General features: G+C 49.7%; 13 protein-coding genes. 11 read left to right on the top strand and 2 right to left on the bottom strand.

Translation table 11 applies throughout. From position 1 onward, the window contains the following. Positions 1 to 20: 20 nt before the first annotated feature. The 6 genes from EML15_RS08965 to EML15_RS08940 all read left to right on the top strand — a co-directional run bounded on the left by EML15_RS08965 (position 21) and on the right by EML15_RS08940 (position 12,966). The gene (locus EML15_RS08965; RefSeq protein ID WP_144275382.1) at positions 21 to 1,493 is read left to right on the top strand and encodes a hypothetical protein; all 1,473 of its coding nucleotides are present in this window, start codon (positions 21 to 23) and stop codon (positions 1,491 to 1,493) included. Between the two features lie 88 nt (positions 1,494 to 1,581). Next, a complete protein-coding gene (locus EML15_RS08960) occupies positions 1,582 to 2,610 on the top strand; it encodes an MFS transporter (RefSeq protein WP_144275384.1) in 1,029 nt (342 codons plus the stop codon). 316 nt (positions 2,611 to 2,926) lie between these two features. Beyond that, positions 2,927 to 4,363: a hypothetical protein gene (locus EML15_RS08955; protein ID WP_210472005.1), complete on the top strand. Its 1,437-nt coding sequence runs from the start codon at positions 2,927 to 2,929 to the stop codon at positions 4,361 to 4,363. Positions 4,364 to 4,686: 323 nt separating this feature from the next. Continuing rightward, complete coding sequence (locus EML15_RS08950) at positions 4,687 to 8,199, top strand: DNA-directed RNA polymerase subunit beta (protein ID WP_168195107.1); 3,513 nt, start codon at positions 4,687 to 4,689, stop codon at positions 8,197 to 8,199. Between the two features lie 120 nt (positions 8,200 to 8,319). Further along, entirely contained in the window at positions 8,320 to 12,327 is a 4,008-nt protein-coding gene (locus tag EML15_RS08945) for a DNA-directed RNA polymerase subunit beta' (RefSeq protein ID WP_144275388.1), read from the top strand. 117 nt (positions 12,328 to 12,444) lie between these two features. Further along, positions 12,445 to 12,966, top strand: a complete 522-nt coding sequence (locus EML15_RS08940) for a hypothetical protein (protein ID WP_185967243.1) — start codon at positions 12,445 to 12,447, stop codon at positions 12,964 to 12,966. A 72-nt stretch (positions 12,967 to 13,038) separates the two neighbouring features. On the opposite strand, the gene EML15_RS08935 is transcribed toward EML15_RS08940, so the two are convergent. Together EML15_RS08935 and EML15_RS08930 are read right to left on the bottom strand one after the other, a co-directional pair. Next, on the bottom strand, positions 13,039 to 13,350 hold the full coding sequence (locus EML15_RS08935; RefSeq protein ID WP_144275390.1) for a hypothetical protein: 312 nt from the start codon (positions 13,348 to 13,350) through the stop codon (positions 13,039 to 13,041). 264 nt (positions 13,351 to 13,614) lie between these two features. Then, on the bottom strand, positions 13,615 to 14,445 hold the full coding sequence (locus tag EML15_RS08930; protein ID WP_144275392.1) for a GDSL-type esterase/lipase family protein: 831 nt from the start codon (positions 14,443 to 14,445) through the stop codon (positions 13,615 to 13,617). 223 nt (positions 14,446 to 14,668) lie between these two features. On the opposite strand from EML15_RS08930, the gene EML15_RS08925 reads away from it, so the two are divergent. The 5 genes from EML15_RS08925 to EML15_RS08905 all read left to right on the top strand — a co-directional run bounded on the left by EML15_RS08925 (position 14,669) and on the right by EML15_RS08905 (position 25,116). Next, positions 14,669 to 15,007 (top strand): hypothetical protein, encoded by a 339-nt coding sequence (locus tag EML15_RS08925; protein ID WP_144275394.1) that lies wholly within the window; start codon positions 14,669 to 14,671, stop codon positions 15,005 to 15,007. A gap of 17 nt (positions 15,008 to 15,024) precedes the next feature. Continuing rightward, positions 15,025 to 15,591 (top strand): hypothetical protein, encoded by a 567-nt coding sequence (locus EML15_RS08920; protein ID WP_144275396.1) that lies wholly within the window; start codon positions 15,025 to 15,027, stop codon positions 15,589 to 15,591. 52 nt (positions 15,592 to 15,643) lie between these two features. Next, positions 15,644 to 18,565 carry a vWA domain-containing protein gene (locus EML15_RS08915; protein WP_144275397.1) on the top strand — a complete coding sequence of 974 codons (2,922 nt, stop codon included), beginning with the start codon at positions 15,644 to 15,646 and terminating at the stop codon, positions 18,563 to 18,565. 165 nt (positions 18,566 to 18,730) lie between these two features. Continuing rightward, positions 18,731 to 22,360: a tubulin-like doman-containing protein gene (locus EML15_RS08910; protein ID WP_144275399.1), complete on the top strand. Its 3,630-nt coding sequence runs from the start codon at positions 18,731 to 18,733 to the stop codon at positions 22,358 to 22,360. Beyond that, positions 22,357 to 25,116, top strand: a complete 2,760-nt coding sequence (locus EML15_RS08905; protein ID WP_144275401.1) for a hypothetical protein — start codon at positions 22,357 to 22,359, stop codon at positions 25,114 to 25,116. The genes EML15_RS08910 and EML15_RS08905 overlap by 4 nt, the downstream gene beginning before the upstream one ends. The last annotated feature ends 32 nt before the right edge of the window (positions 25,117 to 25,148 follow it).

The raw sequence follows: 25,148 nt of genomic DNA, 5'->3' as shown, positions 1-25,148 counted from the left end.
GTGACACTGGTTCAACCTGTGTGAAACAAGTAGGGGATGAAACACAGGTCACGTGGCAAGTGCAGTTATCACCTTTGGTGATGTCTGAGGATCACATCCAAACCTCTCGTGGTGCGCAGATTATGATCCCATCTACGGTGAAAGATGTGTCGATTAAGTTGACGCATATGCCGGCGCAAAAATACTACTCTTCTGATAATTTTAGCTGGAGCTATGTTCCTGCAAAGATGGTGGATTACCAGGTTCCTATTGTTGATTCAATGGAGGAACTAAAGGATAACGAGACATATTATGTGTCGTCGTTTGTGAAGAATCCTGCCGGTTCGCTCGAAACTTCTGCTTCTCAAAAAGATGATGTTGATGTTCCGGCGAGAGACCCATATGGTGTTGAGTCTTCTAGTTTTGCGTATCAGCCTGATTGGGATTTCTATCAAATCGGCTTGAACGCGCTGGGTGTATTCACTTTTGAGGTCACCGGTACTGTTGAAGCAGTCGGTGAGGATACCTATATTCCGATTCGTGCGGATAATATGTTGTGGAAGTGTTCTTCTGAGGGTGGTGGACCTGGTAGCGAGGAAGAGGGGTGCCAATCCTTGAAGGATTATGTGTGGGGTCGTACTGGTGAATTACCTCCTGTCTCTATCCCAATGATTCCTGAAGATGAGTCTGCGTCTGAAGCTCGTAAAGTAGAGATTGAGCAGCGTAATAAAGAAAACGCTTTAGAAAATGAGCGTATTGCTAATCTGTATGCTGATCAGGGCACTCGCCATGGCTTAACGAGCGTGGGTTCGTGTGCGGTTACTCGTAATACTGGTCGTTTCGACACGATTGGTAAGGATATCGAGACTGGTGGCGATAGATACGCGAAGTATATGCAGACGTTTAATCTTCACTTGAACCCTGCGGTGAATTATTATGGTTCGCTTAATGGTGGTGAGGATAACTGTGATCAGGGCTTCCAGCATATTACTCTTTGTCCTGATGAGGAGACTGAGGTGCCGCCTAGTGAGGAGCCTGTAGAGTCTGAGGAACCAATACCTTCTGAGGAAGAGGAGGTTGAGCCTGCTAAGCCTTCTAAGGAAACTGAGGAACCTGGAGATTCCGAAGAACCAACCTCTAGCGAAGAACCTCAAGAATCTGAGGAGCCTACTCCTTCTGAAGAACCACAGGAACCGGAGCAGGAGAAACCTGTGAAGCCAGCTGAGCGTCCTGAAGAACGTGAGGAACCAGTTAAGCCTGTTGTTCCACCAACTCTGCCTGACACAGACACTGAGGTTGAGCAGGGTGAGGTTGTTACCACAGTTGTAGAGCCTGAGGGCAATCCTGAACAACCTGAGCAGGACGAACCTGCCGATTCTAAACCAGAATCTAAGCCTGCACCTAAGACCGTTATCACTGAAAGTGTAAAGGATAACGTCGCTAAGCAGGCTAAGACTGTAGCGAAGAAAGACCGTCCTAAAGTTACTACGGGTGGACATCTACGCGTAGCGTAATTTTTGTTTCTTAGAAATCTAAAAGTCCTAGCACCAACCAGTGCTAGGACTTTTATTTTTTGGGGATCCTGTGATTAGGATAACGCCCATGAATACAACAAAGCGGCTCATAACATTGCTGGCTAGTGCGGAGTTGTGGAGTGCGCTGGGCGTGCAGCTCATTCTTTTTGCGGCTCCTCTTGCCGCAATTGCGGTTTTTGATGCCTCGGCTATGCAGGTAGCCGCCCTTAATTTAACGGAGTCGGCAGCTGCTTTGTTTTTTGGTCTTGTGATTGCGGGTTTCGTCGACAAGCTTGGTGGTGCGCGTGCTATTACTTTTGCCAATGCTATTCGCTTATTGAGTGCAGCGATTCTGGCGTTATCTCTTGCGATGCAACCGTCTTTGCCCGTGCTTTATGCGTGCTTATTTATCTTGGGTTTTTCTTCTCTGCTGGGTGAGGCGGGTGTTAATAGCGCTATTGTGGAGATCGTTGGTCGTGATGATCGCTCGCTTAACCGAGCTAATTCTTTGTTGCGCAGTGCTGGGATATTGTCTGAGCTGGGCGGATTGGGGTTCGGCGGAATCTTGGTCAGTATTTTTAGCTTTGCGACGACCATGCTCATCGGTTCCTTCAATTTTGCCTTAGCGGTCTTATGCTCTGCGATTGCGTGGTTTTCTTGGAGAAGGTCTGGGCAGAAAGAGGGGGCGACTGCCGTATCTGAGTCATATGAGCCTGGAGTGGTGCGGCAATCATTTAAGGGGTTCCGCTTTATCTTGGGGCATGACTTCCTTAAGTGCCTCACCTTCACTTCGTTTCACTTTAATTTCTTTAGCTCTATTTTCCAGGCGGGTTTTGTGGTTTATTGTGTTCGGGTTTTGGGTTTTGGTGGTTGGGAGATGGGGGTCGTCGGGGTGCTCGGTGCGCTGGGCGGGTTGCTTGGCGCAGTTGTTGCCGCCACGGAATTTGCGGTTCAGAATGCAAAGAATCTTTATATGGCAGCCATCACTGTACCTGCTTTGAGTGTGTTCATTATGCTTTTGGCTCAGCTCGCTAGCGCTGACATAACGCGTATTGTTTTGGTGGCTGTGCCTGAGTTTCTCTTTGGTCTGTGCAATCTGCTCTTGCTTGCGCAATAGTGGGTATTGCTTTTTCTGCACTGTGGATGGTGCGCCTAAAAAGTTGGCCTACTCAGGAGTGAAAATTGGGGATAGAACACCTTGGTGGGGGTGATGAGTATGGTGTGCATATGCACTTTATGGTTATGATAAGGAGGCTTTTAGGTTTTTCTCAGCCTGATGGTGCTCTCTGGTCGGGGAATACCAAGAGAGCGTAGTTTAAGAAAGAAAAGAGAAGAATGATGGTTATGCAACGCTTTGCCAAGCGCGCAGCAGCCGTGGCTGCCGCAACGGCACTTGGTGCGGGAGTTCTACTCCCCCCCCCTCGGTATTAGCTGTGGAATCAGAAAATGTATTCGGTTCATGGGGTGGCGCGAACTGCGATAGTGGTTCCACCTGTGTAAAAGAAGTTGGTGACGACGCGGAAGTCACCTGGCAGGTGCAGATAGCACCATTGGTTCACTCGGAAGATCACATCCAGACAACTAAATCCGCGCAGATTCTACTTCCTGCAACAGTGAATGTGACGTCAATCCGTCTCACCCATATGCCTGCAGAAGCCGTTCATATTGGTGAAGCTCCCACCGCAGATATTGACTCTGTTCCAGCTAAAGAAGTGGATTATGAAGTCCCCCTCAAAGAGGCTGCTGAGCTAGACACTGCCAATGTAGAACGTGACGAAGTTACTGGCATCACCCCTTTCTATAAGTTCACCAGTGGAGACACTCTCACTTTTGAGCAAATGGGAGTAACTCCTTCTTCTTTGGATAACCAACCTGAGTGGAACTCTTACCGCATTAGCTTGGGGAATAAGCCTGGAGTCTACACTTTTGAGGTCAAAGGTACAGTTAAATCCCTTGGCGAGGACACTTATGTGCCAATCCGCGTGGAAAATATGCTGTGGAAATGCAACAATGAAAACGCATTCGGCAGTGCGGCTGAAGAGTGTACGTCCCTGAAAGAACCGAATGATATGTGGGAAAACCCGGTTTGGGCTAACACGGGAGAACTTCCTCCAGTAATGACCGAAGAACAAACTCCAGAACAACGTAAAGCGATTGTTGAGTTTTATAAGACGAATGGAATTGAGGAAGGCTCTGGACAAGGTGTCAAAGCGGGTCTCTGCGCCATAACAGAAAACACTGGCCGCTTTGACACTATCGGTCAGGATACCGAAGCTACAAGCGACCGCTATGGACAATACGTTAAAGCTTTTAACCTTGACTTGGATTCTGCCACGAATTTTTACGGTGCCCTTAATGGTGCTGAGGACAACTGTGACCAAGGCTTCCAGCACATTACCATTTGTCCTCCTGAAACCACAGTTCCGCCAACCACAGTTCCAGAAACAACTACAGCTGTTAGCGAAGAGTCAACCCCTAGCAAGGAAACACCTGCTAGTGATAAGCCAACTAATTCAGATCAGTCAACTACTGTGGAACCAAGCTCTAAGGTAACTACGCCTAAGCAACCTGTCCAAAGTACTGAGAATGAAAAACCAGAAGTCTCTGAGACACCTCAGCCTGAGCCTGAGGAAAGCGAGAAAAACATTGTGACGGTTATTCCAGACAAGCCTGTTGTGAAGAAAGAAACTGTCGAAGCTGATAAGCCACAGCCGCAGTCACAGCCTAAGCCTCAAGGTTCTGCCACTGTTATTGCTCAAACCGTTAAGGAAAACGTCGAAAAGCATAGCAAGCAGGAAGAGAAATCTAAGGGCACTGTGAAGAAAGCACGTCCGAAGGTGACCACTGGTGGTCATTTGCGTTCTGCATAGTATGACGTAAACAAGCGTAATCCCTTATGTCCCGTTCTTGGGGGATAAGGGATTTTTGCTATTTGCGCCATGTGGGGGTATGTATTGTGCGTGGTTGTGGGTATTGTAAATATCACTTTACTTTCTTTTAGAAGTGGTATATGCTAGTCAATTGCGCTGAGGAAAGTATCCAGCTAATTTTTTGACCTTGATCGCCGTGCAAAAACGCGGATTTGACAAGGTCACTTAGTGTTATCTGGGAAAACTACCTCATAGCAGACTGGAAAATAGACAATTACCAGCGGTTTTGGTGGTCAATATTGCGGGGCCATCATCCGCGTGAGGTGCTGGAAGGACCCATCTTGGCAGTCTCCCGCCAGACCAAGGCCGATATCCCTGGGGCTCCAAAACGTAAATCGTTTGCCAAAATCACGGAACCAATCGAGGTCCCGGGGCTTCTTGATATTCAATTAGAATCATTCGCTTGGCTTATCGGTACCCCTGAGTGGCGTGCCCGTAAGCAAGAAGAGCTAGGTGAGGGCGTTCGCGTCACTAGCGGTCTCGAGGATATCCTCGAGGAGCTTTCACCTATCCAAGATTATTCTGGAAACATGTCTCTGTCGTTGTCGGAGCCACGCTTCGAGGACATGAAGAACACTATCGACGAGGCAAAAGACAAAGATATTAATTACTCTGCACCACTCTATGTGACAGCCGAGTTTATTAATAACGACACCCAGGAAATCAAGTCACAGACAGTTTTCATTGGTGATTTCCCAATGATGACAGACAAAGGCACGTTCATTGTTAATGGTACTGAGCGTGTTGTTGTGTCTCAGCTTGTGCGTTCTCCTGGTGTGTACTTTGACCAGACAATCGACAAATCAACTGAGCGTCCATTACATTCAGCGAAGGTCATTCCTTCCCGTGGTGCATGGCTAGAGTTTGACATTGACAAGCGCGATACCGTCGGAGTACGTATCGACCGCAAACGTCGTCAGCCAGTAACCGTGTTCCTACGTGCATTGGGCTGGACAACCCAGCAGATCCAGGAACGCTTCGGGTTCTCTGGCATCATGATGCAGACTCTGGAAGATGACGGTTTCGAGAAAATCGATCCAGCTGAGCGTACCGACGCCGCTCTCCTAGAAATCTATCGCAAGCAGCGTCCAGGCGAGCAACCAACTCGTGATCTGGCTCGCTCCTTGCTGGATAACTCATTCTTCAAGGCAAAGCGCTATGATCTCGCTAAAGTTGGTCGCTACAAGGTAAACCGCAAGCTCGGTTTAGGTGGCGACAATGAAGGTCTAATGACTCTTACCGAAGAAGATATTGCCACCACACTGGAATACCTTGTGCGTTTGCATGAAGGCGAGCAGACCATGACCTCCCCAATTGGTCGTGAGATCCCAGTTGAGGTTGATGATATTGACCACTTTGGTAATCGTCGTTTGCGTACCGTCGGTGAGCTTATCCAAAACCAGGTTCGTGTAGGTCTGTCTCGTATGGAGCGTGTGGTTCGCGAGCGCATGACCACTCAGGACGCTGAGTCGATCACACCAACCTCGTTGATTAACGTGCGCCCAGTTTCTGCTGCCATTCGTGAGTTCTTCGGTACTTCACAGATGTCGCAGTTCATGGATCAAAACAACTCACTTTCTGGTTTGACCAACAAGCGTCGTCTCTCTGCGCTTGGTCCTGGTGGTTTGTCCCGTGAACGCGCTGGTATTGAGGTTCGAGACGTTCACGCTTCTCACTATGGTCGTATGTGTCCAATTGAGACTCCCGAAGGCCCAAACATTGGTCTGATCGGTGCTTTGGCATCTTATGCTCGCGTGAACCCATTTGGGTTTATTGAAACCCCATACCGCAAGGTAGAAAATGGTCGCCTTACCGACCAAATCGACTACCTCACCGCTGATGAAGAAGACCGTTATGCAGTGGCTCAGGCGAAAACTGCAGTAGATAAAGACGGCTACATTCTTGACGACCGCGTCACTGTTCGCATGAAGAACGGTGAGGTAGCCGTGGTCAAGAATACTGAGATTGACTACATGGACGTCTCACCTCGTCAGATGGTGTCGGTTGCAACCGCAATGATTCCATTCCTCGAGCACGACGACGCTAACCGTGCCCTCATGGGTGCGAACATGCAGCGCCAGGCAGTGCCACTTGTGCGTGCTGAAGCACCATTTGTTGGTACCGGTATGGAACTTCGTGCAGCTTACGACGCAGGTGATCTTGTGATTAACAAGAAAGCCGGAGTCGTTGAAGACCTGTCTGCTGACTTCATCACCGTGATGGACGATGAAGGTATCCGTGATACCTACCGCTTGCGCAAGTTTGAGCGCACTAACCAGGGCACAAGCTATAACCAAAAACCATTGGTCAACATTGGTGACCGCGTAGAAGCAGGTCAGGTTATCGCTGATGGTCCAGGTACTCACAATGGTGAAATGGCATTGGGACGCAACTTGCTTGTTGCGTTCATGCCTTGGGAAGGTCACAACTACGAGGACGCTATCATCTTGAACCAGCGTCTCGTGGAAGAAGACATCCTGACCTCCATCCACATTGAAGAACACGAAATTGATGCGCGTGACACCAAACTCGGCGCCGAGGAAATCACTCGTGAAATTCCAAATGTGAGCGAGGACGTGCTCAAAGATCTCGACGAGCGCGGTATTGTTCGCATCGGTGCAGATGTTCGTGACGGCGATATCCTCGTCGGTAAGGTCACCCCGAAGGGTGAAACAGAGCTGACCCCAGAAGAGCGCCTCCTGCGTGCTATTTTCGGTGAGAAAGCTCGTGAGGTTCGCGATACCTCCATGAAGGTGCCACACGGTGAGACTGGTAAAGTTATCGGTGTTCGTCGTTTCTCTCGTGAAGACGATGATGATCTCGCACCAGGCGTAAACGAAATGATCCGCGTGTACGTGGCTCAAAAACGTAAGATCCAAGACGGTGATAAGCTCGCTGGTCGCCACGGTAACAAGGGTGTGGTTGGTAAGATTTTGCCAGCTGAAGATATGCCATTCTTGCCAGACGGTACTCCAGTAGACATCATCTTGAACACTCACGGTGTGCCACGTCGTATGAACATCGGTCAGGTGCTCGAGGTTCACCTCGGCTGGTTGGCTGCTGCTGGTTGGAAGATTGACACAGACAACCCAGATAACGCTGAGTTGATGAAGCTCCTCCCAGAAGAACTTTACGACGTTCCTGCAGGATCTTTGACCGCAACCCCAGTATTCGACGGTGCATCCAACGAAGAACTAGCTGGTCTGCTTGCTAATTCTCGTCCAAATCGTGACGGTGACGTCATGGTAGACGCCAATGGTAAAGCGCAGCTATTCGACGGACGCTCAGGTGAACCATTCCACGATCCAGTATCTGTTGGTTACATGTATATCCTGAAGCTGCACCACCTGGTTGATGAGAAGATTCACGCACGTTCCACGGGTCCTTACTCCATGATTACCCAGCAGCCTCTGGGTGGTAAGGCACAGTTCGGTGGCCAGCGCTTCGGTGAAATGGAAGTGTGGGCAATGCAGGCATATGGTGCCGCCTACACCCTCCAGGAGCTATTGACCATTAAGTCCGATGACGTGGTTGGTCGTGTCAAAGTCTATGAGGCAATCGTCAAAGGCGAGAACATTCCAGACCCAGGTATTCCTGAGTCATTCAAGGTGTTGCTCAAAGAATTGCAATCCCTCTGTCTCAACGTGGAAGTTCTCTCCGCAGACGGTACCCCAATGGAACTATCCGGCTCAGAGGACGATGAGTTCGATCAAGCTGGCGCTTCCCTTGGCATTAACTTGTCTCGTGATGAACGCTCCGACGCTGACATCGCTTAATACCCCAGGTCTGGCTGCTAGTTCGCTCATTACAAGGGAACTAGCAGGCAGGCGGAAACTAACATCACAATTGGAACCACTATCATCTCTTGGAATTAGTCCGAGGGGAAAGGCAGTGACGTGTTAGACGTCAATTTCTTCGATGAGCTCCGCATCGGCCTGGCTACAGCCGACGACATCCGTCGTTGGTCTAAAGGCGAGGTCAAGAAGCCGGAGACCATTAACTACCGTACTCTTAAGCCAGAGAAGGACGGCTTGTTCTGTGAGCGCATCTTCGGTCCAACCCGCGACTGGGAATGTGCTTGTGGTAAATACAAGCGTGTCCGCTACAAGGGCATTATCTGTGAACGCTGTGGCGTTGAAGTAACCAAGTCCAAGGTGCGCCGTGAGCGTATGGGACACATTGAACTTGCTGCACCAGTAACACACATCTGGTACTTCAAGGGTGTGCCATCACGCCTAGGCTACTTATTGGATCTACCTCCAAAAGACCTCGAGCGTATCATCTACTTCGCCGCTAACATCATCACTAGCGTTGATGAAGAAGCGCGTCACAATGATATGAGCACCCTTGAAATGGAAATGCTGCTCGAAAAGAAAGACGTTGAGGCAGATGCCGAGTCTGAAATTGCTGAGCGCGCGCAAAAGCTAGAAGAAGATCTAGCTGAACTTGAGGCAGCTGGTGCCAAAGCAGATGCACGTCGTAAAGTGCAAAATGCTGCAGAAAAGGAAATGAGCAGCATTCGCCAACGTGCTGAGCTAGAAATCGACCGCTTGGAGGAGATTTGGCAAACATTCGTCAAACTCTCGCCAAAGCAGATGATCATCGACGACTCTATCTATGAAGAGCTTGTTGATCGCTTCGAGGACTACTTCACCGGTGGCATGGGTGCAGAAGCAATCCAGACCCTCATCCGTAACTTTGACCTCGACAAAGAGGCAGAGGAACTACGCGAAATCATCAAGAATGGTAAAGGTCAGAAAAAGACCCGTGCCCTCAAGCGCCTCAAAGTTGTTGCAGCTTTCCAGCGCTCCGGTAATGATCCAGCAGGAATGGTTCTTGACTGCATTCCAGTCATTCCACCAGAGTTGCGCCCAATGGTGCAGCTAGACGGTGGTCGCTTTGCGACCTCCGACCTCAACGACCTTTACCGTCGTGTGATTAACCGCAATAACCGCCTCAAGCGCATGATTGATCTTGGCGCACCTGAGATCATCGTGAACAACGAAAAGCGTATGCTACAAGAATCTGTGGATGCGCTCTTCGACAATGGTCGTCGCGGTCGCCCAGTGAATGGTCCAGGAAACCGACCACTGAAGTCCTTGAGCGATCTGCTCAAGGGTAAGCAAGGACGTTTCCGTCAGAACCTCTTGGGTAAGCGTGTTGACTACTCTGGTCGTTCCGTTATTATCGTCGGTCCGCAGCTCAAACTGCATGAATGTGGTTTGCCAAAACTGATGGCTTTGGAGCTGTTCAAGCCATTCGTGATGAAGCGTTTGGTGGAAAACGATTATGCGCAAAACATCAAGTCCGCAAAGCGCATGGTGGAGCGTCAGCGCCCAGAGGTGTGGGACGTTCTCGAAGAGGCTATTGCCGAGCACCCAGTGATGCTCAACCGTGCACCAACCCTGCACCGTCTAGGTATTCAGGCATTCGAGCCTAAGCTGATCGAAGGTAAAGCAATCCAGCTCCACCCACTAGCGTGTGAGGCATTCAACGCTGACTTCGACGGTGACCAGATGGCTGTGCACCTGCCACTATCCGCAGAGGCACAAGCTGAGGCTCGCGTATTGATGCTTGCGTCGAACAACATTCTATCCCCAGCGTCTGGTAAGCCATTGGCTATGCCTCGTCTGGACATGGTGACTGGTTTGTACTTCCTCACCATGAACAAGACCAATGGGGAATTTGGTTCCCAGGGAGCCTATGCACCTGCGACCGAAAATGGTCCAGCAACGGGTGTATATTCTTCCTACGCAGAAGCCATCATGGCATATGACCGTGGTGTGCTTGGGCTACAGGCGAAAATCAAGGTACGGATTAGCCACTTGCGCCCACCAGCTGATATTGAAGCTGAACTCTTCCCAGAAGGCTGGGAGCAAGGACAATCCTGGTTGGCTGACACCACCCTCGGTCGAGTAATGTTCAACGAGCTCTTGCCGTGGAACTACCCATACCTTGAAGGTGTGATGGTTCGTAAAGGTGGCGGCAGTGACAAACTCATGCTTGGCGACGTCATCAATGACCTTGCAGCTAAATACCCAATGATCACTGTGGCTCAGACCATGGATAAGATGAAAGACGCCGGTTTCTACTGGGCAACTCGCTCTGGCGTTACCATCACCATGTCTGACGTGCTTGTCTTGCCAAACAAAGACGAGATCCTTGACTCCTACGAGAGCGAGGCACGCAAGATCGAGCGCAAATACTGGGAGCAGGGTGCTCTTACTGAGCGCGAACGCTATGACCGTCTCGTTGAACTCTGGAAAGATGCAACTGACACTGTGGGTAACGCAGTCGAAGCACTCTACCCAGATGACAACCCAATCCCAATGATCGTGAAGTCCGGTGCTGCCGGTAACATGCGTCAGATCTGGACCCTTGCTGGTATGAAGGGTATGGTTGTGAACTCAAAGGGTGACTACATCACCCGCCCAATTAAGACCTCCTTCCGTGAAGGTCTGTCGGTGCTCGAGTACTTCAACAACTCCCACGGTTCCCGTAAAGGTCTTGCCGATACCGCGTTGCGTACTGCTGACTCTGGTTACCTCACCCGTCGTCTGGTGGACGTGGCTCAGGATGTTATCGTTCGCGAAGACGACTGTGGCACCCGCCAAGGTATCCGCGTTCCAGTGGCAGTAGAAGTAAAAGATGCTCAAGGCGAAGTCACCGGTTACCGCGCCCATGACCTCATCGAAACCAGTGTTTCTGGTCGTGTTGTCGCAACCGACGTGACTGTCAATGACGAAACAATCGTTTCCGCAGGTGAAAATCTCACTGAAGAAATCATTGCGAAACTCGTCGACGCTGGTATTACCCGTGTGAAAGTACGCTCCGTACTAACCTGCCAGACTGCAACAGGTGTGTGTGCTAAGTGCTATGGCAAGTCCATGGCATCTGGTCAGCTCGTGGATATCGGCGAAGCCGTTGGTATTGTGGCAGCGCAGTCCATTGGTGAGCCAGGTACCCAGTTGACAATGCGTACCTTCCACCAAGGTGGTGTTGGTGGCGATATTACCGGTGGTTTGCCACGTGTTCAGGAACTCTTCGAGGCACGTGTACCAAAGAACCGCGCACCTATCGCCTCCGTAGCCGGTACCGTCAGCTTGACTGATGAGGGTAATTTCTACACTCTCACCATCACTCCCGACGATGGCTCCGATGATGTCATCTACGAGAAGCTATCCAAGCGTCAGGGTCTAGCATCAATCCGCGTGCCAATGGAGAACAACCCAGGTGCATTCATCGAGCGCACTCTGCGTGAAGGCGACCACGTTGAAGTTGGTGAACGACTCCTCCGCGGACCTGCTGATCCACACGACGTTCTTGAAGTGCTCGGACGACGTGGCGTCGAACAGCACCTCGTTGATGAAGTACAAGCTGTGTACCGTGCACAGGGTGTGGCAATTCACGATAAGCACATTGAGATTATTATTCGCCAAATGTTGCGTCGTGGAACAGTGATTGAATCCGGATCTACCGAGTTCCTACCAGGTACTCTCGTGGATCTCTCCGAGGCAAAAGCAGCAAATGCTGAGGCAGTTGCCGCAGGTAAGCAGCCAGCGGAATTGCGCTCTGAGATCATGGGTATCACCAAGGCTTCCTTGGCTACCGAATCATGGCTCTCTGCTGCTTCCTTCCAGGAGACAACCCGTGTGCTTACCGACGCTGCCATTAACAAGCGTTCCGATAAGCTCATCGGTCTGAAAGAAAACGTCATTATCGGTAAGCTCATCCCAGCTGGTACCGGTATTGCTCGTTACCGCAACATTGCAGTGAAACCAACTGAGGCTGCACGCAATGCTGCATACTCCATCCCAACCTATGGTGACTCCATCTACGGTGACGATGGATACGGTGAATTCACCGGCGCATCCATTCCATTGGATGACGCATTCAACTCCTAAAACATAGGAAAACCATAAGAACCCGTCGGGACGCTAAAAATATGAGCGCCGACGGGTTTCTTAGTATGCAAAGACAGACGAGAATACTCCAAAAGTGGTTCATGCTATGGTTATGCCATGAAGAATGTTTGGGGAAGTCATAGTGCTCATATGCGCATTGCTCTTTCTATAGTGAGCATTGCGTTGGGGGTCACGCTGAGTGCTTGTGGAGCACAAGGTGAGAAAACGCCAAGTATTGTCACGCAAACAGTAACCGCTACAGAAGCTCCACCTACAGAAAGTGCTGAAGATACAGCAGATGCAGAAGTAGCGACGGAGGAAGAGCATAACGAAGTCGCAGAGGAGGGAGGGGATACAGAACCAGAGATTGTAGCGCCTCAACCAACTCGGGGAGTTATACCTCAGCAACCAGTGCGGCAAATAGAACCTGCTCAACCTGCACAACCTGCTCAACCGGCGCAGGAGGCTTTTCCACAACCACCTGCAGGAACCCTAGGTCAGGGCTTTGAGTGGGCAAAGATGGGACCATATCAATCAACGTGGACGTGTGAACAAACACGTAATCAATGGCCAACAAGGAGCAGCGATTGCTTCATGTACCAAGGCAGAGCCTATTTTTGGGGTGCGCGTCAAGCATAATGGTCAAGCTCAATAATGCTAAAAACCGTCTACTCGTATTGCGGAGTAGACGGTTTTGGTATGTTTTCACTGTTACTTGTGGTCTGAGAGTTCCTTCCAGACATAGCCTCCGATGATTAAACAAAGAGCAACGATTAGTAGCCAAGCGATGATATTCCAGCCCCTGTTGAATGAAAAAATGATCATTGCCACTATCAGAAGCACATTGCTCACCGATGATAACCAAGGTAATGGACGGAAAACATGGATAATGGCTACGACTAGGGCAAGCACACCCATTGCACTTACGACAGCATTGCCATTCATGAAAGCTAAAACGGTGAACGAGATATACATCAACAGAGAACCATATTTTTCTAGCGCATTCTCCACTGTGTCTGCCATAAAAATTCCTCCATTTTTGATTGTGATTAAGGTGTATGAGCTGCTGAATATCACTTTGTCCATGCCCGCGTACCACTTATCCTAGTTGCGCAATAGGGGGGGGCAAGGAGATGGTATGAAAATGATGTGTACTTGTTATCGCTTAGAGATGTAGCCCAATAGGTGATCGGAAGTAAAATGGCATAAGAAAAATCCCAGACACTACCGGGAAAGTATGAGTCTGGGATTTTCGTTGTGCGAGCACAGAGACAATGTGCTCACATTTTAGCTGCGGACAATCTGCTCAGCAGTATTTGCGTGACCACCTACAGTAAGGTGCAGTGGCAAGTTACGTACTACTGGAAGATCAACAACACCAGAGATCCAACGATCCTGGTCAGGAGCGCAGATGCCGTGAGCGGCAGAACTTGGTTTAATGTCTACGAATTGAGTACCGGTAGCATTAGCGGTATCGCGCTGCATATTTTGCACGAGCTGCTCGATTTCATTCATCACAGGCATGAAAGTACGATCAGATGCATTGCCGCCAACATGGACGAGGCAAACGAAGTCACCATCGGTGATTTGGTTATAACCTATGGTCTTGATTGTGGCTTGTGGAGCAGCCGCCTTGATGCGGTTGATCTGAGCACTCATCTCACCAACGTAGCGTGCACGAATATCGGCAGCTGAGAGGGTTTTGTTGATGTAGTGTGGGTAGGTGTCGTTGAATCCTGCCATGATGCTAACAACTTTGGTGCCAGCGTTGAGCTTGCCGTCGGCAATAGCTTTATCGACCTGAGCGCTAATGTGCTGACCGCCAGTAAAAGCACTAGCACCGGCACAGGAGTAGTCCGCAAGATCAAGATTAAGGCGAGCAGCTGCTTGTGCAGCAAAACCATTAGGGTTAGTAGCACAATTGAGATTGTTTTTTCCTGGTGCATTGACTGCTTTGCTGATTTTATCGTTGAGATAATCGCCCGGAGTTGGGTCAGCTGGGATGGAATCACCGAAGCTAACAAAGTTTCCCTCTGCAGCGTGAGCTGGAATGACGGCAAGGCTCAAAGCGCTCATGCACGCAAAAGCACCAGCGATCATTTTAGAACGTAAACCCATGAAAAATCCTCTCGAATTTATTGATAAGCGTATAGACAGCTACCAAATTATTTCCCAATCCTAACAGAAGTACGAGGATCGAGGAAACTATTATCCATGTTTTGCTATCGACGAAGAACCCAAGAACATTACACTCTTGAGGAAAAGCATGGCGAAAGGGTGTAAAGCGAGAACAAGAAACTCTAGAATATACAGAGGAAATGTATAGGAAGGCGGGAAAGAGATGTCTTTTAATACTGATAGCACTAACCATACAGACAGTGGTTTTGCACCGGCGCAAAATTCTGCAGCATATTCTCCATATTCTCCATATTCTCCACGGCCTAGCGTGCCCCGCATTATTGGTTTGAGCCTGGCTACCGCAGCTATAACTGCATTGATAGGCGTCGGTAGTGCTGTTATTGTGCAGGCTGTTCAAGGGGAGCACAAGCAAGAACCTACAGATCAAGAACAGATTGTGACCTCTGTTGTAGACCCTGTCGAGACTGGTGCACCAATTCATTCTGAACAGACTGAGACGGAACCGGCAGTAATAACTGAACAAGGGGTACAAGGGGTATAGGTGTTTTTACCCCAGAAATGCACAGGAAAGAACTGTGGCATCTGGGAGATAGCAGTGATACGCTCAAAGAAAACTTATTAGCTACCAGCAAAAAGAAAAGAGATAGACGGGTGACCAACAACTTTCCCCAAGGATCAGGTTTCGGCGGTGGAACTCATAATTCCAGCAATGCTCAATGGGTAGATTCCTCTCAAGCACCTGCTACCGGTTACAACGCCACTGGTTACAATGCCACGCATAGCAGCGTGCCAGTACGTTTTGTCTCTGGACCCTGGGCGCCAGTGATTATTGCAGCAGTATGTGCCTTCCTGGGGCTATGTATTGGTTTAGGAGTGCTCATCAGTCCTCTTAATGCTACCGACAGCGCCTATGTGGCTATTGCCAGCGTGGGATGGCTCCTTTGCGGAGTCATTTCCTTTGTGGTGCTGGGAATATACCTGATGAAAGACAATGCTATTCGTGCTGCAAACCCTTACATCGGTAACGGCACTCAGGTGTTGCTCTATCGGCTTAGTATTGCAGCAGGGTTACTTGGTGTGCTGATTACTGGTTGTGAAATAGCACTGTGGTTCTCAAAGCTATAGGGAAAATGAAGTGGTAGAGCTGAAAGAAACACACGTGATGGCAAATAGAGAAATGACACAGAGAAAAGAAGTCAAGACACAACAAGGGAATAAAGAGTACACAGTGGGAATAGCTGGTAGAAAACTCAAAAAAATTGGCGCGAGTGCTATCGCTGGTGTGCTGGCATTTGGTTGCTCGTTAGCGACGTTGGGGCTGGGTTCAGCATCTGCCCAAGCTCAACAAGCACCGCAGGCACAGCCGGCAGAGCAACAAGAATCCTCTGCAATGAGTGATTTTGCCGCGTGCATGGCTGGCTCCCAGCGTGGAGATTTGCTCATTGTGATGGATCAGTCAGCCTCTTTGGTCGATGAGTTCGACGGTATCCCAGCCACAGATCCCAAAGCATTGCGCGTCGATGCTGCTTCTGACTTTGTGAAAGAACTCGCTCGCTATGGTCAGGAAACCGGGGTGGATATTCGCGTTCGTACTGCTGGCTTTGGCGAGGGATATTACAATGACGAGCCTAACTATGGCAGCTGGTCTGCTCTTTCCGATGATCGTGGTGTGAGTGAGGTCGTCGGGCAATTAAAGAAGTTCCAAGAGCGTACCAAAGATAATTTCACCCAATACCCAGACGCATTCCAAGGAGCACTTGCTACTGCTGGTGCCAGTGATGCGCCATGTCGGGCAGTCATGATTTTCAGCGACGGCAAAATGACCATGAAAGATCAAGATGCCGACGCTGCTCGCACAGATTTATGTGCAGCACAAGGCCCAGTGGCAGCATTACGACGCAGCGGTATCCACATTTTCTCTGTCGGGCTCACCGCGGGTGGTCGCCAAGACATGAGCCTGCTTAAAGACATATCAGAGTCTGATATGCAATGTGGCAATGGAGAAACCGCTAATGGTCAATTCTTTGCTGGTGCTGACGCTGCCGGACTCATGGCTGCGTTTAGATCCGCTCTTCCTGCAGGTGGTAGCTATTCACGCGCCGGGATGAACATCAACGAACCATTTGAGTTTGTGCTTGATAATAGTGTAAGTCCTATTCGCCTTTCCGGTTTGCCGGAAAAAGACCTGAATGTGCCCGCTGATAAAGCACCTATTCCTTATCTTATTGCCCCAGGTGGTCAGCCAGTGGAGTTGCAGCCAGGGCAGAGCACTATTGGCTCAGCGACGGTCACGACCCAATTTAATGAATCAGTACCAGGCATGGTTGATGTGTATATGGAGCGTACTGGTGATTGGGCAGGCCAATGGGTATTTGGGTATCGTGCCCCTGATATTGCTGATGCCACGTACCGGGCACAGATGCTTATTCGCCCAGGGCTAAAAATAGCTGTTGATGGTGCTGGCGAGAATACGCTCAGCCACCTTAATACCGAACCTCTCTCAGTGGCTCTGGTGGATAGTTCAGGTGAACCTGTTGCTCTAGACGGAGATGCCACATTAAGCGCTGTGCTTGAAAACATTGACGGCACAGAAACTCCGTTGGCCCACGACATTTCCATTAAAGATGGGGCTTTCGTCGAGGTGCCATTAGAGGCAATTACTCAACCTACCAGTGGGGTAGTGAAACTCCGTGCGGATATTACTACCGCTGCCAGCGGCGATAAGCCCGGCACTAAGTTAGCCCCTATCACCTATGAAACCCCGGTGTCGATCACCCTTGAGTCTTTGCCTTCATTGCCGGGAACTATTGATCTTGGTCAGATCACCGAGAAAGAGCACACTGTCGAGGTGCCTGTGTCTGGTCCTGGAAAAATATGGCTGGAAGACACCATTATGCTGGGGGATCCAACCTTGCCGCGCGGTTTAGATCCTGCTGATCTCGCCGTAGAGACAGAACATAGTAGTGCCGACCGAGCGCTTGTCCTCGAGCGTGGTGAGCAAGCAACATTCCCACTTACTATTCGTAGCCAAGAGCTTGCCGACGGTCCTGTCAGCGGTTACCTCACAGTGCACTTTAGTGATGAACAAGGTAATGACGCTGGTGAGACTACTATTCCAGTGCGCGGTGCGATGAGTGTGCCAGTTAATGCGGTAACTTTTACCGCTGTGATGTTTGTGGTGCTCGTCGCGGCGCTGGCAATTCCACTGTTGATTTTGTACCTCATGAAGTACGTCGCTGGAAAAATGCCATCAAAGCCACGAGTCTATGCGTACCGGGTGCCGATTACTCAGAAAGGCGCTGGTATTTACCGAGCCGATACTGGGCAGCCATTCAACATTGATTATGCCGAGTTGATTTCGCAGAACGCATATTCATTGGATAGTCGTTCAGCCTCAGCTGCGGGGTATCAACTCAATGTAGTACTTGGGCTCAACCCATTTACCCCAGCTCATGTTGTGGTCAATGATCCTTTGTCGATTGCGGACGACGGTGCCCAACGCAATAACCAGGCACAATTGCCGCTTGCGGTGCATAACCATTGGTTCCTCACGATGAATCCAAATAATGAAGAAGATATCACTTTGGTTATGCTTGCTGACGAGAATATCCAAGACGCATATCTTGCCGATATTGTGGCGTCGATCAATGCTAAGGCAGTTGAACGCATTGGGGCGCTGCGCCAAAGTAGATTGTCGGTGCTAGAGAACACCACAGCGAAGCCGAATCCTAAGCAGACGCGCCGAGCAGGTCGCGGTGCTAAGAAAGCCGGGAACACGGGGAATGCTGTGCAGTCCACGACACAACAAGCAAGTGCTGGTGTCGCTGGTCAACAAGGTTTTTCTAGTGATTCTTCCCCAGCTTTCGACGCTTCCCAAGGCTTTAACCCAGATGGCGGCTTCAACCCCGATAGTGGCTTTAACCCCGGTGGTGGATTTACTGCTCAAGGCTTTAACCCACAAGCCGAGACTCCTGTCGGTGGCTTTGGCCAAGGCGGTTTTGGTGCTGATAATTCTGCACAGTGGGCTAACCCAGGTCAGGGAGCTTTCGAGACTCCCAAGACGCAGAATGAGGATGAACCACCGAGTTTTGGCAACTAAAACTCGAAATTATGAGGAAAAATCTCAAAAATAGTTCTGAAATGAACGTGAGCAGTAGCGCGTTGGGGCAAAGTCGTTAGGATTGAAGTAAAAGCGTAACTGAGTAGGCGATCTATGTAACACGCTCAATGGCTCAGCTCAGTGACTCAAAGGAGAAAACAAGAAGTGAAGAAGTTTTTAGTAGTAGGTTGTGGTGGATCAGGTGCTGCTACCCAGGCCTATATGATGGACCAACTCAAAGCGTTCCTAAAAACTATTGATCCTCATCGGACTAAGCTGCCGGAATCCTGGCAGTTCGTTACTGTTGATGTTCCTATTGTGCCTGAAGCTGGTCCTCAGGGATTGCCCAATGTTACTGATGCTGGTGGTACCTACGTCTCTGTAGGAGCAAGCCAGAATTATGCTGCTTTTGATAAGGGCTTGTCGCAAGTGCTTGGTAGTAAAAAAGCTCTTGGTGAGATTGCTACCTGGGCAAGTCGTTCCCCAGAGACTCGGGACACTCCTATTTCTGCGGGTGCTGGTCAGTTCCGCGGTATTGGTCGTATGCTAACCATCCAGTCTTTGCCCAAGGTGCGTGCTCAGCTCGAAGAAGCCTTGCAGCGTATTAAAAATGGTAGTCGTGAGCTGCAAGAACTAAATATCCAATACAATAATGACTCCACCCCCATGGATAATGAGAAACCACTGATCTTTGTGATCTCGTCTATGGCTGGTGGTGCGGGTGCCTCCATGTTCTTGGATATTTGCCGCCTTCTGACCACTATTGATGGCGTCGAGCCTACAGAAACAGTGGCGTTCATGTATACCCCAGAGGTGTTCGAGTCTTTAGCAAAAGACCAATCCATCGGGCAGTGGCCTAATGCTTTGGCAGTATTCGGCGAGGCAATTGCAGCACAATTTGGTACTGCTGTGGAACACGATGCGCGCCTATTCCGTGCACTGGGCATTGGTGGTAGCCCACAGCGTTCTTCCATTGGGCGCATGATTCCTATCGGTTCGCGCATGGGTGGGCAAGGCACCGCCTTTGGCGACGGCAGCGCAGATTCTGTGTACCGCGGTCTTGGTCGCGCTTTGGCCGCTTTGATGAGCTCGGAAAAGGCGTCTCGTTCCTTTAAGTCTTATACCCTAGCCAACACTGGTGTTATTGCCTCTGACCGTGGACTACACGGTTGGGGTGATCCGCATGATCCAAGTGCTGATTTTATCCCGTGGGGTTCGATGGGGTATGCGCAATTATCTATGGGCCGTGATCGCTATGCTGAATACTCAGCACAACGTCTTTCTCGTTCTGCTTTTGAGCGCCTGCTGCACGGGCATATTGACGCTGATAGTGATGCCACTGGTACTGAGCAGCTCGACGCCAAACTACGCGATTACTACCCATTATTCCTTAAAGATACTGGGTTACCTGAGGGACTGTACCGCTCACAATTATCCCAGGGCGAAGTGGATAACTGGATCTTTAACATCTTTGGTAAAGAAGGCAATGAAGCTATTGCGCGCATGAATGCAGTTATGCGTGAGAGCATTCCTAATGGTGATGGTCTGAAATCTCGTGATTGGCACGATACTATCCTGGCGCGCATTAACGACCCTCGCCTTGATCGAGAAATGCACGCTATCGTCGAAGATGTCGCTTATCGTGCCGTACATCGCTATGCCGATGTGCTTGCTAATACCTTTGTTGCCAATATCGAGCAGCAGATTGCGCGTTTTGGTGTGCCTTATACTGAGAAACTCGTCGATAGGCTCAGAGAGGCTATTCAGGAAAACTTGGTGGAGTTTGTCAATAAGCGCGGTGAATCTGTGCAGAATATGCGGGTTACTGCGCAACCGGCTGAGTTGAGTGCGCATTTGCAGCCGCTCAATGGTAAGGGCACGGTCAATAATAGTGCGCAGCTGGTCAGCGCCATGATTGATGCATATCGCAATCAGTTTACGCATTTTGTTGCTGGTGCTTTTGCCCGAAAGTTAGCGCCAGTGTTGCAGGATTTTGCGGTGTCGGCACTTGCGCCATTGCAGAAGTCGTTGAGTAATATCCATGCTGATCTCAATGCAGCGGAGGCGAAGGTTAAGACTCCGTCCAAGTTTGCTGATGTCACCACTTATGAGCCTAAGGATTGGCCTCGTGACGATGATGAGCGCGTCGATAAGCGCTTCTTTGGTTCGGCAAATGAAATTGTTATTTCTAAAGTGGAGAATTTTGGGCATGATTATGAGGCGCATATTATGTCCACGCAAAACGAGAAATATACAGCTGATGCGATTCGTTCTGCGATTAAAGAAATTATTTTGGGCAAGTGGGAGACTGAGTCGGCAGTTAAGGCACCTAATGATACGCTTGCGCCGCAACTACCAGCTGATGCGGTAGTGGGTAACCGCATGGGGTGGGTGTCTCGTTCTCTGGTTGAGCCTATTGGTGGGGTTGGGGAGCGTCGAGAGACGCGTAAAGCGACCTTTGAGATTCGCTTGCGTCCATATGATTTGCTTGATCGTGCACGGTTGTGGATTCAGCGACCCAATAAGCCATTCTCTGATTTCATCGAGCTGGACTTGCGCACCTATCTCAGTCGCGATAATGCTGCTAATGACGCTGATTTCTCTCATCGAATTGCACGCTTGCGCGCTGCGTTTAGTGAGGCGATCGAAAAGGCGCGTCCGTTGGCGGCTGTCTCAACAGATATGGTGGCGCGCGCTTATAAAGGGCAAGCACAAGTGCAGTACCGTTATAGTTTCTCTGAAATCCCATTCGAGGCGACAGAAACTGGCGATATTTTGCGAGAAGTCCTCAAAGGCGATAGCAATATCGACGCAACGACAAAAACCACGTTCGACGATGCCCAAACGCAGTCACGCAAGATACGTTCCATTGAAGTTTTTGGTGCTTATCCTGCCTATACTCCGCTGGTATTTTCTTCTTTGTTGCCGCATATTGCCCATGACTGGAATAGTCGTTCTAATAAAGAATCCTTCTGGGAATTGCGTCGCTCACGACCACTACCAGCAGCATTGCCACTGACCAACAAAGAGCGTGAAGCTATGGTTGCTGGTTGGCTCATTGGTATGGCGCTCAAGCGTATCTACATTGATAATCCTGGTACGGAACAAGCGTGTGCCTATATTTGGGATGAGGAAAATACTCGGTGGTTGAGTTTCCCGAAGCAATTGCTGACCCCACCTCGTTATTTCCGCAAGTCCTATGATTGGATGCCAGCGATTCTCGAGTCTGTGCTTTTGGCCTATGCCAATAGTCATGATGTGCCGCCTGGGGGTGCCATTGCAGATTCTATGCGCCCATATCATGTGCTGCGTGGACTCTATGACAACGGCATCGAAGGACCAACCACCGGTGATATCAACCGCTCTGTGGTCAGTGTCCTTGCTGCGTGGTTGCGTACTGGTCAACAGCCACCTTTAGGAACAGATAATCCTGCTCCGGCAACCTTGGAAGAACGCTACGAAGCAGCACTGTCGTATTTTAAGAAGTATGAAAAACTCTCGTTGGACTTTATTCCAACTACCGACGGTGCCTTTGTGCCTGGTACTGGCAGTACCCAAAAACCTTTTGCTGATGTGACTGATCGTAACGTCGCAAAGATGATGCCGCTTTTCCACGATGTAGCTCCCGATACCTTTAAGATGGCGCGTGAGCTACAGCAGTGGTTGGCAGAAGCGAAAGTTAAGGCGAGCCAACCAGAGCAGAGCTTTAGCCCAAGTGCTACCCCTGTGCAGCATAATGACTCTAGTTTGCCGCAATTGCCAGATTTTGGTGATGCAGAGGGTGATTTCCTATGAGCGCAGCGACGACCCTTATCCTCGGCAGCGGTAGTGATGCTCGCAAAGTGCGCAGCAGTCTTGTCGATCTGCAAGCATTGGGTATGACCCGCAAATTCTTGTGGGCAGACTTAGACAATATGGATAGCGTCGACAACATTGATACTGATGCTGAGGGGAACTTGCGTATTCGCAAGCAGTCGCTTTCTCAAGGTTGGCGTGAGTCGGTTGCAGATAACTATTTCATTATCTATCTGGAACTTGCTGGGGATACGGTAACTAACTCCGCCTACCGCAATTACGACGACATTATGCGTCGGGTCAGTGATTGGCGGGCTGAATGCAGCAGAATCTTAAACCAAGATATTCCTGTGGTACGTCTCGTAGTGCCAAATCTTGAACAGCCGGCACCTATCCAGGAGTTCCAAGGGCATACGCTGATTGTGTCGCCCGAGGATTCAGAGACGCCATTATCGCCAAAAGATGATGTTACTTATCTCAATGCCCCGCATACTGCCACAGCAATCGCAAACCTGGCTGGTTTGTGGAATACTGCCGATTGCGCACCTTATCTGGAATACATCAAAAACAGTGGTACCGTGTCTTCTGCTGAACACGCCCGTTTGGTGCGAACATACCATCAGTATGTGGATGCCTCAGCAGTAGAAAATGAAATCTACCAGCAAGTATTCGACCTAGATCATAATTTGCCCTATCCTGCTCTGACCAATGGGCAGCACATTGTTAATGTCGATGACGACGACAGAGCCACCCAATTTATGTCTGAGACACTCATGCATAACAATGCAGCTCAGTTCGTGCTACCACGCACTCCGGCAGCATATGCGCAAAATATCCAGGTGCGTGGCTTTGAGATGCTCAAACAATTTTTTAAGTTTTTCTTTCAGGCAGTCATTGGCAGCCCAACCTCATGGATTCAGAGTTTCTCGGCAACTGTTACCCAAAAAACGGCGGAGCATATTCAGAACCTGCTCTATGGTGGCGATTCTAATATCGAGGTGATCGTCGGGAAGCATTCTGGTCGCCGCAAATCAACAATCCAAGAGCTCAACGACGCCTCCACAAAAGTCAACGCAGCGATTAAAAATAATCACATTGAGCTGGCACAACAAGATTCGCTCAGTGGTTTCTGGCGCGCCTATACCGACACAGCCAAAACACTGGTTGATGGCAAAGAGCGCTTTGACTCTGATCTCCGCTTGACCTTAAACCAAATTCCAGCGATCGTATCCGATGCGCGTTTTTCTGTTCCCGCTTACACCGAGGCTTTCGACGGCTACCACCCAACATTGAGCAATGTGCTCGGCGGTAGTTTGCCCGAAACCAAAATCTACGGTTTTGACCCCGAAGGTGCCAAGCGCTACCAAGAGGCAATCAACTATGCTGCCAGCCACACCACTGACGCTGGGGTGCAAAAATTGCGCCAAGATTTTGGGCATTGGCAAAACCAAGCTGCGCGTAGTTTCGCTTGGAAAATTGGCGAGAAAATCACTACCAAAGTAGAAGAAGCCAGGGTGAAAGCCCAGGCGTGTAGTGATGACTTGCGCAGCATAAGGCAGCACCTAGAACAATTGCCGGACATTGCGGCAAAGGTCAAAGAACTGGCAAGAAAATTGCGAATCATAGAAATTATCTGGTTCGTGGGTATGGTTTTGCTGGGCTATCTCTGCGCGTCCTGTTATAACGCTGAGCAATCATGGGCGTTGAGCAATGAGTTCTTTACCTGGCAGCGCACCTTGCTCTTTGGCATTGTTTTTTCTGTCTTGATGTTGCTGTGGCAGATTATTGTTTTTGCCAAAGCTAACCAAGGAATTTTTAGCGTCATTGAGGCGAAAAAAGTGCTCAGTGAAAATGAACGGATCGTTACCGAAGACCTCAAGCGCGCTATAGCGGAGGTGCAGAAAACTTCGGGTGCCTATGCGCAATTCTTTGCGTGGTCGGCTATTTTGAGCAGGGTGCTTACGCAGCCTTTTGGTCGTCAAGACCACAAGCGTAGTTTGAGCCGCGTGGCACAATCAGGGTTACCACGCAATACCCACATCAGCACTAGCAAGGCGAGTGCAGAAGAAATAAATAATGCGGTCGAGCACATTCGTGCCAAGATTTATCCTATTGGCTGGGTCGAACAAGCCTATGACACTATCATTAGCCAGGCGTTAGAGCAGTCGATGAAGCGGGCAAATTATGGTGGAGAAAACGTTACGCTCTATGGGCAATCAGGGCACAATTCGCAATTAGAAGCAGTTGCACAGGCGTGTCTTGAAGATACTGGCGTATTTGGGCACGAGCGTGGTATGCAAGCATGGCAGTATGGGTTGAATTTCTTGCGTACTCATAATTCCAGTTATGAGCAGAAAATATCCCATAGTGCGCTCAATACCGATATGGTGCGCTTAGAAACAGGCAAACTCAACAGCAGTTTTAACCATAAGATCATCACCAGCGACGGGGTGAACAATGGTGCTGCTGAGGTAGATCCGCATATCCGAGTATTAGCTCGCCATAATGTTGGCGATTCTCTCTCTGAGTCGTTAACCGTGGTGGAATATGGTGCCTTCACCGACTTGGGATATTTCCAGCTTGCAGCTGAGCAACGCACTGATCATTCTCGTGCAGCCACAGCGCTAGAGTTGCCGTCATTGGAGGCAACTACCCAGAATGAGCAGGGTGCATCTGCGGCAACGGCGTCGCCAGTATCGGCACAATTCCAGACACCCCTGCCAGATATTGCCGATGATTTTGATGGCTTGATTTAACCCCCGCAAGCACTCGTAGCCTTAGCGCACAA

Source organism: Corynebacterium sp. sy017 (genome assembly GCF_017918135.1).
Classification (GTDB): Bacteria; Actinomycetota; Actinomycetes; order Mycobacteriales; family Mycobacteriaceae; genus Corynebacterium.
This window is presented reverse-complemented; position numbering and strand designations above follow the sequence as displayed.

Excerpts from the sequence above, each read along its gene's own strand:
- EML15_RS08925 (WP_144275394.1), top strand. The coding sequence starts at position 14,669 with ATGTCTTTTAATACTGATAGCACTAACCATACAGACAGTGGTTTTGCA.
- EML15_RS08930 (WP_144275392.1), bottom strand. The coding sequence starts at position 14,445 with ATGGGTTTACGTTCTAAAATGATCGCTGGTGCTTTTGCGTGCATGAGC.
- EML15_RS08940 (WP_185967243.1), top strand. The coding sequence starts at position 12,445 with ATGAAGAATGTTTGGGGAAGTCATAGTGCTCATATGCGCATTGCTCTT.
- EML15_RS08915 (WP_144275397.1), top strand. The coding sequence starts at position 15,644 with ATGACACAGAGAAAAGAAGTCAAGACACAACAAGGGAATAAAGAGTAC.
- EML15_RS08935 (WP_144275390.1), bottom strand. The coding sequence starts at position 13,350 with ATGGCAGACACAGTGGAGAATGCGCTAGAAAAATATGGTTCTCTGTTG.
- EML15_RS08905 (WP_144275401.1), top strand. The coding sequence starts at position 22,357 with ATGAGCGCAGCGACGACCCTTATCCTCGGCAGCGGTAGTGATGCTCGC.
- EML15_RS08920 (WP_144275396.1), top strand. The coding sequence starts at position 15,025 with ATGCACAGGAAAGAACTGTGGCATCTGGGAGATAGCAGTGATACGCTC.
- EML15_RS08960 (WP_144275384.1), top strand. The coding sequence starts at position 1,582 with ATGAATACAACAAAGCGGCTCATAACATTGCTGGCTAGTGCGGAGTTG.